General features: G+C 64.4%; 12 protein-coding genes. All 12 read right to left on the bottom strand.

All coding sequences use genetic code 11. From position 1 onward, the window contains the following. Nucleotide 1 precedes the first annotated feature (1 nt). A complete protein-coding gene (locus GTZ97_RS14055; RefSeq protein ID WP_161651281.1) occupies nt 2-2,782 on the bottom strand; it encodes a FimV/HubP family polar landmark protein in 2,781 nt (926 codons plus the stop codon). A gap of 375 nt (nt 2,783-3,157) precedes the next feature. Next, nucleotides 3,158-4,291: an aspartate-semialdehyde dehydrogenase gene (asd, locus tag GTZ97_RS14050; protein WP_161651280.1), complete on the bottom strand. Its 1,134-nt coding sequence runs from the start codon at nt 4,289-4,291 to the stop codon at nt 3,158-3,160. Nucleotides 4,292-4,340: 49 nt separating this feature from the next. Next, complete coding sequence (gene leuB, locus GTZ97_RS14045) at nt 4,341-5,420, bottom strand: 3-isopropylmalate dehydrogenase (protein ID WP_161651279.1); 1,080 nt, start codon at nt 5,418-5,420, stop codon at nt 4,341-4,343. A 33-nt stretch (nt 5,421-5,453) separates the two neighbouring features. Beyond that, entirely contained in the window at nt 5,454-6,101 is a 648-nt protein-coding gene (gene leuD / locus GTZ97_RS14040) for a 3-isopropylmalate dehydratase small subunit (protein WP_161651278.1), read from the bottom strand. A gap of 9 nt (nt 6,102-6,110) precedes the next feature. Then, nucleotides 6,111-6,239 (bottom strand): entericidin A/B family lipoprotein, encoded by a 129-nt coding sequence (locus GTZ97_RS14035; protein ID WP_161651277.1) that lies wholly within the window; start codon nt 6,237-6,239, stop codon nt 6,111-6,113. A gap of 43 nt (nt 6,240-6,282) precedes the next feature. Beyond that, a complete protein-coding gene (gene leuC / locus GTZ97_RS14030) occupies nt 6,283-7,692 on the bottom strand; it encodes a 3-isopropylmalate dehydratase large subunit (protein WP_161651276.1) in 1,410 nt (469 codons plus the stop codon). A gap of 215 nt (nt 7,693-7,907) precedes the next feature. Next, nucleotides 7,908-9,218 (bottom strand): citrate synthase, encoded by a 1,311-nt coding sequence (gene gltA / locus GTZ97_RS14025; protein ID WP_161651275.1) that lies wholly within the window; start codon nt 9,216-9,218, stop codon nt 7,908-7,910. 131 nt (nt 9,219-9,349) lie between these two features. Next, the gene (locus GTZ97_RS14020) at nt 9,350-9,640 is read right to left on the bottom strand and encodes a succinate dehydrogenase assembly factor 2 (RefSeq protein WP_201748299.1); all 291 of its coding nucleotides are present in this window, start codon (nt 9,638-9,640) and stop codon (nt 9,350-9,352) included. Between the two features lie 21 nt (nt 9,641-9,661). After that, on the bottom strand, nt 9,662-10,369 hold the full coding sequence (locus tag GTZ97_RS14015; protein WP_161651274.1) for a succinate dehydrogenase iron-sulfur subunit: 708 nt from the start codon (nt 10,367-10,369) through the stop codon (nt 9,662-9,664). A 30-nt stretch (nt 10,370-10,399) separates the two neighbouring features. Further along, complete coding sequence (gene sdhA / locus GTZ97_RS14010; protein ID WP_161651273.1) at nt 10,400-12,178, bottom strand: succinate dehydrogenase flavoprotein subunit; 1,779 nt, start codon at nt 12,176-12,178, stop codon at nt 10,400-10,402. A 4-nt stretch (nt 12,179-12,182) separates the two neighbouring features. Further along, nucleotides 12,183-12,545, bottom strand: coding sequence for a succinate dehydrogenase, hydrophobic membrane anchor protein (sdhD, locus tag GTZ97_RS14005; protein WP_161651272.1), 363 nt, complete (start codon nt 12,543-12,545; stop codon nt 12,183-12,185). Nucleotides 12,546-12,577: 32 nt separating this feature from the next. Next, a complete protein-coding gene (gene sdhC / locus GTZ97_RS14000) occupies nt 12,578-13,015 on the bottom strand; it encodes a succinate dehydrogenase, cytochrome b556 subunit (protein ID WP_161651271.1) in 438 nt (145 codons plus the stop codon). Nucleotides 13,016-13,100: the final 85 nt, after the last annotated feature.

Here is a 13,100-nt window from a genome sequence, read left to right as displayed (position 1 = left end):
CTCAGCCCAGGTTGTCGAGCATGGACTGCGCCTTGGCCCTCAGGCCCGCGTCACCGGCGTTGTCGATGACTTCTTGCAGCAGTTCACGCGCGCCGTCCACATCGCCGATCTGGCGGAACTCTTCGGCCAGCTCGAACTTGCGCACCATCGGGTCGTCGGCCACCAGGTCGGTCGCGAGACCCGACGCCGTGTCTTCGCCCTCCGAGACCTCGGCCAGTGCAGCCGGTTCGGGCTGGGCCGCATCCAGATCCAGGCTGATCGACTCAAAGTCGAAGGCGGGAGCGGCCTCGGGTTGCGCGGCAACCGGGGCAGCCACCTGAGCGGGCTCGTCGAGCGTGAGGTCGAAGTCCAGCGCGTTGGCGTCATCCGCGCGGGCGGTTCCCACGTCCTGCAAGTCGTCCGGCAGGTCGGCCGGGGCCGTGTCCACCACCACAGCAGGTGCATCCGCCAGGTCTGGCAGATCGCGCAACTCCGGCAGGCTGCCCGCCTCGGTGATCGGCGGAGAAACCGAGTCGGTCACCGCATCCAGCGGCGTTGGCGCCGAGATGTCGAGGTCGATGTTGACCAGTTCGGCCTGAGAGGGAGCGGCTGCGGCGGCGTCGGAGACGTCTGTGGGTGCAAAGGTGTCCAGCGCGCTGGGCGCCGGCATCACCGAATGCGGCACCGTGCTGGCGCCCAGCGGATCGGTACCGGCGTCAGCAGGCAACTGTCCTTGCTGGGGCTGCCCGCCCGGCTGATACAGCGGGTTCTCCGGGTCGATGCCCATGCCCAGTTCCTGCGCACGGGCCCAGTCCTCACCTTGACCACCCGTCAGCGCGAACAGCTGGACAGCCAACTGCTCAAAGCCCTTGGTGTCACGGCGCTTGGCATAGACCTCCAGCAGCTTGGTGCGGATGGCGAGACGTTCGGGGTTCGAGCGCAGCGCTTCCTTGAGAATCTCTTCTGCCTGCAGGTCGCGACCGTATGCCAGATACACGTCAGCCTCGGCTACCGGATCGACGTCACCGATGGCATCGAGTTGGCTGAGCGAATAGCTCATGGACGAGGGCCCGCCGGTGGCATCCCGCGTGTCCACGCGCTGACCTCCGCTGGCGCCAAAGAAGGAGTCTGGCTGCAGACGGCTTTCCAGGAACGAGGTCTCACCTGTTTCGGTGCGACGCCGCTGGCGCAGGAACATGGCCACGCCGGCCAGGAGCACCACACCTGCCCCGGCACCCGCCAGCACCATCGGATCCAGCGACTGCAACAGCCCTGGGCTGTCTTCTGCCGCCGGCGTCGGGACCGGCGCGGGCACAGGCAGCGAGGGGGCTTGCGCCACCGCGCTGGCCGCCTCCGAAGCCTCATCGGCCACCTGGGTCGCAGCCTCCGAGGCCGCCGACCCGGCGTCGACCACCACGGCCGGCGCGGACGCGGCCGACGCAGCCATCGCAGCGGCAGCGGCATCAGCTGCAGCCTTCTCCGCCGCCAGCTTGTCTGCGGCCGCCTTGTCAGCCGCGGCCTTCTCGGCAGCCAGCTTGTCCGCTGCAGCCTTCTCTGCCGCAGCCTTCTCCGCCGCGGCCTTGTCCGCTGCGGCCTTCTCTGCCGCGGCCTTGTCCGCTGCAGCCTTGTCCGCTTCGGCCTTTTCCTTCAAGCGGCGCAGCTCTTCCAAGTTCTTGTTGAGCTCTGCGACGCGCGCGGCCTCTTCTTGCTGCGCACGCGACTTGGCCAGACGGTCTTCAGCCGCTGCGCCCTTCTGGGTGGAGACGCCACCCTTGCTCAGCGTCAGCTTGTCGGGACCCGGCGCCGCAGCCTGCTGGCGATCCTTGACCTCGGCTTCGACCTGGCCGCGCGCCTGGCGCTCAGGCTGCGACTGTTCCGACACACCCGCTGCGCCAGCCAAGCGCTGGCGGTAGGCGTTGAAATCGGCGCTCTGGGCGAGGATGATGCGGCGGGCTTCGCCTTGGGGTACAGCGGCGGCCTCCTCGGCGCTCGGCACCTTCAACACCACGCCTGCCTTGAGGCGGTTCATGTTGTTGCCACTGAAGGCCTGCGGGTTGCTGCGGTACAGCCCCACCAGCATCTGATCGAGCGAGACGCCAGCAGGCAGTTCGCGCGCGGCGATCTTGGACAGTGTGTCACCACTGCGCACGCGCACCGAGTCCCTGGCCTCTGCAGCGGGCGCCGGAGCGGGCGCGGCCGCGCGGTCGGGCTCGACCTGCGGTGCGCGCGGCGCCGGAGCCGGGGCCGGAGCGGCTGCCTCCGCCCGAGGCTTGCTGGCCGCGGCCTTGGGTGGCTGCGGAACGGGCGCGGGCGCCGACGGGGCGGGTGGCACCGGTGCCTGGGCCGCGGGCGGCGCAGTCGGTGCCGGCGGCGCAGGCGGCGTCATCAGGGGCTGTGTGATCTGCGCAGGCGTGCGGCTGGCAGGCGGATCGAACAGCAATGTGTACTCGCGCACCAGACGGCCCGAAGACCACACCAGATCCAGAATCACGTCGACAAACGGCTCCTGGACGGCACGGTCACTCGCGATACGCAGATAAGGGCGACCGTCGGCACGACGCTGCAAGGTGATGTTGGTCGCCGCCAGCACGGCGTTGTAGTCGACGCCGGCCGCGCGATAGGTTTCGGGCGACGCGACACGCACCTGCAGCGACGCGGCTTCTTCGGCCGTGAGGCTGGTGACGTCGATTTCAGCTTTGAGGCTTTCGCCCAATGCGGACTGCACATTCAGCCGGCCAAGGCCGAGCGACCAGGCGGTAGCCGGCAGCAGGGACAAACCAGACAGGGCGGCCGCAACGGCCATGCGATGCAGGGCAAAACGCCCTGCGGACAACGGATGATCTTTCAAGGCGTCTCCCAAGTCGTCATCGGGCTGGACAACCAGCCGGTCGCCGCGAAAGACCCAGTGCATCACTTGGGCGCGACAACACCTGCAGACGGTACGCAGCAGAAATCACAATAGCATCAGGCAGATAGGGTGACAAGCTCATGCAAATACTGATCAACACCCCATCCATGAATCATTTCCTTCGATGTGATTCATGGGGCTGCATTGTCGTGGCACGGCAACGCGGCCCGACGCAGATTTTGTATCCAGACGTTGCAGAACCCCTCAACCCAAAGCAAAAAAGGCGCTGAAATCATTCCAGCGCCTGGGGGTTGAGGGCCGCTGCCCAGCTCAACGATCCAGCAGGATGCGCAGCATGCGGCGCAGCGGCTCGGCCGCGCCCCACAGCAGTTGGTCGCCGATCGTGAAAGCGCCGACGTACTCCGGCCCCATGGCCAGCTTGCGGATGCGCCCCACAGGGATGGTCAGCGTGCCAGTGGTGGCCACCGGCGTCAGATCCTTGATCGTGGCCTCGCGGGTGTTGGGCACCACCTTCACCCACTCGTTGTCGGCCGCGATCATGGCCTCGATGTCAGCCACGGGCACGTCCTTCTTCAGCTTGAAGGTCAAGGCCTGCGAGTGGCAGCGCATGGCGCCGATGCGCACACAGAAACCATCGACCGGGATCGGGGCCAAGCCGAAGCCCTCGCCCAGGCCGAGGATCTTGTTGGTCTCGGCCATGCCCTTCCACTCTTCCTTGGACTGGCCATTGCCCAGATCCTTGTCGATCCAGGGAATGAGCGAGCCGCCCAGCGGCACACCGAAGTTGGCCGTTTCGGCCTCGGTCAGCGAACGCTGCTTGGCGATGATCTTGCGGTCGATCTCGAGGATGGCGCTCTTGGGGTCGTCCAGCAGGGCCTTCACTTCGGCGTTGAGCGTGCCGAACTGGGTCAGCAGCTCGCGCATGTGCTGCGCACCACCACCCGATGCCGCCTGGTAGGTCTGGGTCGACATCCACTCGACCAGACCGGCCTTGTACAGCGCGCCCACGCCCATCAGCATGCACGACACGGTGCAGTTGCCGCCAATCCAGTCCTTGCCGCCGTTGGCCAGTGCATTCTTGATCACGGGCATGTTGACCGGATCCAGCACGATGACGGCGTTGTCCTTCATGCGCAGCGACGAGGCCGCATCAATCCAGTGGCCGTTCCAACCCGCAGCGCGCAGCTTGGGGTACACCTCGTTGGTGTAGTCGCCGCCCTGGGCGGTGATGACGATGTCGCAGCGCTTGAGTTCGTCGATGTTGAAAGCGTCCTTCAACGTCGTCTCGTTCTTGGCCATGGCGGGGGCCGCGCCGCCCGCATTGGAGGTCGAGAAGAACAGGGGCTCAAAGTGGTCGAAGTCGCCTTCGGCCTGCATGCGGTCCATCAGAACCGAGCCGACCATGCCGCGCCAGCCCACCAGACCAACCAGAGTCGTTGCCATGATGTGTGTCCTCAGTAAGGTGTGAATCTCTCAGATCTCGCCGGGGGGCTCAGCCCTGCGCCTTGAGCGCTGCCACCACGGCCTCGCCCATCTCGGCTGTGCCGACCTTCTTCGTGCCGTCGCTGTAGATATCGGCGGTGCGCAGACCCTGCTCGAGCACGGCCTGCACGGCCTGCTCGATGCGGCTGGCGGCAGCCTCCTGGTTCAGGCTGAAGCGCAGCATCATGGCGGCGCTCAGGATGGTGGCCAGCGGGTTGGCGACGCCCTTGCCGGCGATGTCCGGCGCGGAGCCATGGCTGGGCTCATACAGACCCTGGCCCTTGGCGTTCAGCGAGGCTGACGGCAGCATACCGATCGAGCCCGTCAGCATGGCGGCCTCGTCCGACAGGATGTCGCCAAACATGTTGCCGGTGAAGACCACGTCGAACTTCTTCGGCGCCTTGACCAGCTGCATGGCCGCGTTGTCCACGTACATGTGCTCCAGCTCGACATCCGGGTACTCGGCGTGCACCTCGGTGACCACGTCCTTCCAGAACTGGAAGGTTTCCAGCACGTTGGCCTTGTCCACGCTGGTGACCTTCTTGCCACGCTTGCGTGCGGCCTGGAAGGCCACGTGGGCAATGCGCTCGATCTCGGGCTTCGAGTAACGCATGGTGTCGAAGGCCTCGGGCGAGCCCTTGAACTCGCCATCCGGCGCCTCGCGGCGACCACGGGGCTGACCAAAGTAGATGTCGCCGGTCAGCTCGCGGATGATGAGGATGTCCAAACCCGACACCAGTTCGGGCTTGAGGCTGGAGGCGTGCGTGAGCTGCGGATAGCAGATGGCCGGGCGGAAGTTGGCGAACAGGCCCATGTTCTTGCGCAGGCCCAGGATGGCCTGCTCTGGGCGCAGGGCGCGCTCCAGCTTGTCGTACTTCCAGTCGCCCACCGAGCCGAACAGCACGGCATCGGCCGCCATGGCCAGCTTCAGCGTGTGCTCAGGCAGCGGGTGGCCGTGCGCGTCAAAGGCGGCGCCGCCCACCTTGGCCTCTTCCATCTCGAACGAGAGGTCGAGTGCCTTGAGCACCTTCACTGCCTCGGTGACGATCTCGGGGCCGATGCCGTCACCCGGCAGAACTGCAATCTTCATGACCATGGTTGTCTCGAACGTGTCGGAAGGGCATCAAACGATGCGGTGGTTGAGCCAGGGCTTCTGAGCCAGGCGTTCGGCCTCGAAGGCCTTGATCTTGTCGGCGTGGCGCAGCGTCAGACCGATGTCATCGAAACCGTTGAGCAGGCAGTACTTGCGGAACGGCTGCACATCGAACGCCAGCTCGGTGCCATCGGGCTTGATGACGACCTGTCGCTCCAGATCGATCGTCAGCTCGTAGCCCGGGAAAGCAAACACCTCGTTGAACAGGGTGTCGACCTGCTGCTCGCTCAGCTGGATGGGCAGCAGCCCGTTCTTGAAGCAGTTGTTGAAGAAGATGTCGGCGAAGCTCGGCGCAATGATGGCGCGAAAGCCGTACTGATCCAGCGCCCAAGGCGCGTGCTCGCGGCTGGAGCCACAACCGAAGTTCTTGCGGGCGATCAGCACCGACGCGCCTTGATACCGTGCCTGGTTGAGCACGAAGTCTGGATTCGGCTTGCGGGTGGTCGGATCCTGACCGGGCTCGCCCGCGTCCAGGTAGCGCCACTCGTCAAACAGATTGGGGCCAAAGCCGGTGCGCTTGATGGACTTCAGGTACTGCTTGGGGATGATGGCGTCGGTGTCGACGTTCTCCCGGTCCATCGGGGCCACCAGGCCCTTGTGAATGCGGAATGCTTGCATGGCTGTGCTTTATTTCTTGGCGGCGCCAGAGATGGCTTCGCCCGCCTTTTCGATGTCCTTGCCGACGCCGTACATGGTGTTGCAGCCGGCCAGAGCCAGCGCATAAACCAAAGCGATGAACGAGACTGCACGTTTCATGTTCGAGACTCTCTTGAATCAGGCGATGGGTTGAACGGACGGATCAGGCCAGGCGGCGCACATCCACGAAATGACCTTGCATGGCCGCCGCAGCAGCCATGGCGGGGCTGACCAGGTGGGTGCGCCCACCGGCACCTTGACGGCCCTCGAAGTTGCGGTTGCTGGTCGAGGCGCAGCGCTCGCCCGGCTCCAGTCGGTCTGCATTCATGGCCAGACACATGGAGCAACCCGGCTCGCGCCACTCGAAGCCCGCCGCGGTGAAGATCTTGTCCAGCCCTTCACGTTCGGCCTGCTCCTTGACCAGGCCCGAACCCGGCACCACCAGCGCCAGCTTGACGTTGGACGCAATGCGCCCACCCACGCGCTTGACCACCTCGGCGGCGGCGCGCATGTCTTCGATGCGGCTGTTGGTACACGAGCCGATGAAGACCTTGTCGATGTGGATGTCGCTGATGGCCTTGTTGGGCTCCAGCGCCATGTACTGCAGCGCGCGCTCCATGGCCGAGCGCTTGACCGGATCCTTTTCCTTGTCAGGATCGGGCACGCGGTCGTTGACACCCACCACCATCTCGGGCGACGTGCCCCAGCTGACCTGAGGCTCGATCTCTTCGGCCTTCAGCTCGACCACGGCATCCCAGTGGGCATCGGGGTCGGAGTGCAGCGTGCGCCAATAGGCAATCGCCTGCTCCAGCTCCACGCCGGTCGGGCTGAACGGACGGTTCTGCACGTACTGAATGGTGACGTCATCCACCGCCACCAGACCCGCGCGCGCGCCGCCTTCGATGGCCATGTTGCAGATGGTCATGCGGCCTTCCATGCTCAGGGCCCGGATGGCGCTACCGGCGAACTCGATGGTGTAGCCCGTGCCCCCGGCCGTGCCGATCTTGCCGATGATGGCCAGCACGATGTCCTTGGCGGTGCAGCCGGAGGGCAACTGCCCCTCGACCTTGACCAGCATGTTCTTGGCCTTCTTGGCCAGCAGCGTCTGGGTGGCCATGACGTGCTCGACCTCGGACGTGCCGATGCCGTGGGCCAGCGCACCAAACGCGCCATGCGTGGAGGTGTGGCTGTCGCCACAGACGATGGTCATGCCAGGCAACGTGGCGCCCTGCTCCGGGCCGATCACGTGCACGATGCCCTGGCGTTTGTCGCCCATCTTGAACTGGGTGATGCCAAAGCGGTCGCAGTTGGCGTCCAGCGTGTCCACCTGCAGCTTGGACACCGGGTCCTTGATGCCGTCGCGACGGTCGGTCGTGGGCACGTTGTGGTCGCTGGTAGCCAGGTTGGCCGACAGGCGCCACAGCTTGCGGCCCGCGATGTCCAGACCCTCGAAAGCCTGCGGGCTGGTCACTTCATGCAGCAGCTGGCGGTCGATGTACAGCACCGCCGTGCCATCGTCTTCGGTGTGGACGACGTGCTCGTCCCAGATCTTGTCGTAGAGGGTACGTCCCATGGTCCTGTCGCGCGGGGAAGGGGCAGACTGCCCCCAGGTTGGGGAAAGTTGTCAATTTTACGACACAGCGGCCTGCGTTCCCGCACGTCCGTCGCATGGCCGCGGCGCCAACTGTGGACTTTGGGTGCATGCGGCGCACGCAAAAAGAAAGCCCCGGCATGGCCGGGGCTTGCAGGACGGGGCAACGCGCACGCTGCCCAGCACTCAGATCGGCATCAACGGCTGCCGATTGGCTTGACGTCGCGCTTCTCGGCGCCCACGAACAGCTGACGCGGACGGCCGATCTTGTACTCGGGGTCACCGATCATTTCGTCCAGTTGGGCGATCCAGCCCACGGTGCGGGCCAGCGCGAAGATCGCCGTGAACAGCGGCACGGGGATGCCGATGGCACGTTGCACGATACCCGAGTAGAAGTCGACGTTCGGGTAGAGCTTGCGCTGCACGAAGTAGTCGTCTTCCAGAGCGATCTGCTCCAGCTTCTTGGCCAGGGCGAACAGCGGGTCGTTTTCCAGACCCAGTTCAGCCAGCACTTCGTTGCAGGTTTCCTGCATCAGCTTGGCGCGCGGGTCGTAGTTCTTGTAGACGCGGTGACCGAAGCCCATCAGGCGCACGCCCGAGTTCTTGTCCTTCACCTGGTTCATGAACTCGCCCACCTTCGAGACGCCGCCCATGGCCTGGATTTCTTCCAGCATGTTCAGGCAAGCCTCGTTGGCGCCGCCGTGAGCCGGACCCCACAGGCAGGCCACGCCTGCGGCGATGGCGGCGAACGGGTTGGTACCCGACGAACCGCACAGACGCACGGTCGAGGTCGATGCATTCTGCTCGTGGTCAGCGTGCAGGATGAAGATGCGGTCCATCGCACGCTCGAGCACGGGATTGGGCTTGTACTCTTCGCACGGCGTGGCGAACATCATGCGCAGGAAATTGCCGGCGTACGACAGGTCATTGCGCGGGTAGATGTAGGGCTGGCCGATGCTGTACTTGTAGGCCATGGCCACGAGCGTGGGCATCTTGGCGATCAGCCGGATCGCGGCGATCTTGCGGTGCTCGGCGTTGTTGATGTCGGTGCTGTCATGGTAGAAGGCCGACATGCCGCCCACCAGACCCGTCAGCACAGCCATCGGGTGCGCATCACGGCGGAAGCCACGCAGGAAGAACTGCATCTGCTCGTTGACCATCGTGTGCTTGGTCACGCGGTTGACGAACTCGTCCTTCTCGGCCTGATTGGGCAGCTCGCCGTTGAGCAACAGGTAGCAAGTTTCCAGGAAGTCGCACTGGGTGGCCAGTTGCTCGATGGGATAGCCGCGGTACAGCAGCTCGCCCTTGTCACCGTCAATGTAGGTGATCTTCGAGTTGCACGAAGCGGTCGACAGGAAGCCAGGGTCGTAGGTGAACTTGCCAGTCTGGGCGTACAGCTTGCGGATGTCGATCACATCCGGGCCGATGGAGCCCTTGTAGATGGGCAAATCCATGCTGGGGCTGCCGTCGGAGAACGACAGGGTGGCTTTCACGTCGGACGGGGTCATGAGCACTCCTAGTGGTCGGTCTTGTAAGAGAAATGTGGTAACCAGGGTAATTCCCGATCAGACATTATGGGGACAAACTCGCCTTTTCGGCCCTGCGCACCACACGCCAAGGCCGAAAAAGCGAGCCTATCTCATGTCCGGGCCACCCGCATCATGGCGAGAACCTGACGAACGTCGGCATTGTCAAGCTCTCCTTGGGGCTCCTTACGGGCCAGAAAGAGGTCGAGCAGGTCGTTGTCCGACAGGTCCATGAGCTGAAGCAACCCCTGTACCAGCGGTTGCGTCAGTTGAGATTCGTGGCGCTCGAAAAACCGGTCGATGAACAGGTCATTCTCAAGCAGGCCACGGCGGCACCGCCAGCGCAGACGCCGCATCAGGTCGGCGTCGGGCCAGGTCGACGAGGTGTCAGCGGAGGCGGTCATGGGCAGGCGCGTTCGGCTGGATCAGACGGCGCGCTTGACCATCAGTTCCTTGATCTTGCCAATGGCCTTTGTGGGGTTGAGGCCCTTGGGGCACACGTCCACGCAGTTCATGATGGTGTGGCAACGGAACAGACGGTAGGGGTCTTCGAGGTTGTCCAGACGCTCGGCCGTGGCTTGATCGCGGCTGTCGGCGATGAAGCGGTAGGCCTGCAGCAGGCCGGCGGGGCCGACGAACTTGTCGGGGTTCCACCAGAAGCTGGGACAGCTGGTCGAGCAGCTGGCGCACAGGATGCACTCGTACAGGCCGTCAAGCTCTTCGCGCTCTTCAGGCGACTGCAGACGCTCCTTGTCGGGCGGCGGCGTGTCGTTGACGAGGTAAGGCTTGATCGAGTTGTACTGCTTGAAGAACTGCGTCATGTCCACGATCAGGTCGCGGACCACGGGCAGACCCGGCAGAGGCTTGAGCACAACGGTACCCGGCAGCGTGCGCATGTTGGTCAGGCACGCCAGGCCATTCTTGCCGTTGATGTTCATGGCGTCCGAGCCGCACACGCCTTCACGGCAGGAACGGCGGAACGACAGCGTGGGGTCCACGGCCTTGAGCTTGACCAGGGCGTCCAGCAGCATGCGCTCGTTGCCATCGAGTTCGATCTCGATGGTCTGCATGTAGGGCTTGGCGTCCTTGTCGGGATCGTAGCGGTAGATCTGGAAAGTGCGCTTTTGGCTCATGATGGTTTCCTAATGCTTCGTTCGCTTCGATCAGAAGGTACGAACCTTCGGGGGCACCGACTCGACGGTCAGCGGCTTGAGGTTCACGGGCTTGTAATCCAGGCGGTTGCCCTCGGAATACCACAGCGTGTGCTTCATCCAGTTGGCGTCGTCGCGGTTCGGATAGTCGTTGTGTGCGTGGGCGCCACGCGATTCCGGGCGGGCCGCAGCCGAAGTCATCGTGGCCTGGGCAGCTTCGATCAGGTTCTCGACCTCCAGCGCTTCGATGCGGGCGGTGTTGAACACCTTGGAGTTGTCCTTCAGACCGATGCTCTTGACGCGCTCGCGGATGGCGTTGATCTTCTGCACGCCCTCGTCCATCGACGCCTGGGTTCGGAACACGCCGGCGTGCTTCTGCATGGCGGCGCGGATGTCGTTGGCCACATCCTGGCTGTACTCACCATTCTTGGCCGAATCCAGACGGGCCAGGCGCGACAGGGTGTAGTCGGCGGCATCCTTGGGCAGCGGCTTGTGCGACTTGTTCTTGAGATTGAAGTCGACAATGTGGTTGCCTGCGGCGCGACCGAACACCACCAGGTCAAGCAGCGAGTTGGTGCCCAGACGGTTGGCGCCGTGCACCGACACGCAGGAACACTCGCCCACAGCGTACAGACCGTTGATGATCTCGTTGGGGTTGCCGTTCTTCGGAATGACCACCTGACCGTGGATATTGGTGGGGATGCCACCCATCTGGTAGTGGATGGTCGGCACCACGGGGATCGGCTCCTTGGTGATGTCGACGTTGGCGAAGTTGTGGCCGATCTCGAACACCGAAGGCAGGCGCTTCATGATGGTCTCGGCGCCCAGGTGGGTCATGTCCAGCAGGACGTAGTCCTTGTTTGGTCCGCAGCCACGGCCTTCCTTGATCTCCTGGTCCATCGAGCGGGACACGAAGTCACGCGGGGCCAGATCCTTCAGGGTGGGTGCGTAACGCTCCATGAAGCGCTCGCCGTTGGCGTTGCGCAGGATGGCGCCTTCGCCACGGCAGCCTTCGGTCAGCAGCACGCCCGCGCCGGCCACGCCGGTGGGGTGGAACTGCCAGAACTCCATGTCTTCCAGCGGGATGCCGGCGCGGGCCGCCATGCCCAGGCCGTCGCCCGTGTTGATGAAGGCGTTGGTCGAAGCCTGGTAGATGCGGCCGGCGCCACCGGTGGCGAACAGCACGGTCTTGGCGTGCAGGATGTGCACGTCACCGGTCTCCATCTCGAGGGCGGTCACGCCCACCACGTCGCCTTCGGCGTCGCGGATGATGTCCAGGGCCATCCATTCCACGAAGAACTGGGTGCGGGCCTTGACGTTTTGCTGGTACAGGGTGTGCAGCAGGGCGTGGCCGGTACGGTCAGCCGCAGCGCAAGCGCGTTGCACCGGCTTTTCACCGTAGTTGGCGGTGTGACCACCGAACGGGCGCTGGTAGATGGTGCCGTCGGGGTTACGGTCGAAAGGCATGCCGAAGTGCTCGAGCTCGTACACGACCTTCGGGGCTTCGCGGCACATGAATTCGATGGCGTCCTGGTCACCGAGCCAGTCGGAGCCCTTGACGGTATCGAAGAAGTGGTAGTGCCAGTTGTCTTCCGACATGTTGCCCAGCGAGGCGCCGATGCCGCCTTGCGCCGCCACGGTGTGCGAGCGGGTCGGGAAGACCTTGGAGAGGACCGCGACGTTCAGGCCAGCCAGGGAGAGCTGCAGCGAGGCGCGCATGCCGGAGCCGCCAGCGCCGACGATGACGACGTCGAACTTGCGGGTGGGGAGGGAGGTAGCGATGGCAGTCATTTTTTTACAGTCTCCACAGCACTTGGATGGACCAGCCGGCGCAACCCACCAGCCAAACGAGGGTGAACACCTGCAGCGCCAGGCGGATGCCGACGGGCTTGATGTAGTCCATCCAGATGTCGCGCACGCCCACCCACGCGTGGTAGAGCAGCGCCACGATGACCACGAAGGTCAAGAACTTCATCCATTGCGAGGCGAAGATGGCCGACCAGCCGTAGTAGTCCAGCGAGGGGGCCACCAGCACCTGGATCAACAGGACGACGGTGTACAGGGCCATCAGCACGGCCGTGATGCGCTGCGCCAGCCAGTCGCGCAGACCATAGTGCGCGCCGGTCACGACACGCTTGGTTCCGTAGTTTTGGGACATGGTTGTGGTTCCGGGGGAGAGAAGCGGGGGAATCAGAACAGGCCGAACAGCTTGGCGCCCAGGGCGATGGTCAGCACCACGCTGAGTACGAGGGTGACGATGGCCGACGAATGGCCCTGCTGCTTGCTGACGGAATGGGTGGCGTCCATGATCAGGTGGCGCACGCCAGCAATGAAGTGGTGCAGGTAAGCCCAGATCAGGCCCAGCGCGATCAGCTTGAAGAACCAGCCCGGAATGGCACCGTCCATGCAGCCGGCGGTGAACACCGACGTGAAGGTGTCGAACGAGATCTCGGACGAGACCGAGGTGTCGAACATCCAGATGATGAAGGGCATCAGCAGGAACAGGACCGCACCGCTGATACGGTGCAGGATCGACACGATGCCGGCGGGTGGCAGGCGATAGGTGACGATGTCCGTGACGTGAATGTTCCGGAAGACGGGGCGTGGGGTTTTCGCGTTGTCAGCCATGTTGTGGGGGCTCCTGCCGAGCGTCGTTAAGTTCTGTCAAGAGAATCCGGGATTTTAGGGCAATCCCCTGCCCGAGGTGTCCACC

It is taken from the genome of Aquabacterium fontiphilum, assembly GCF_009909205.1.
In the GTDB taxonomy this organism is placed as follows: Bacteria; Pseudomonadota; Gammaproteobacteria; order Burkholderiales; family Burkholderiaceae_C; genus Aquabacterium; species Aquabacterium fontiphilum.
Note: the sequence above shows the minus strand (reverse complement) of the source record. Positions and strands in the feature narration are given on the sequence as shown.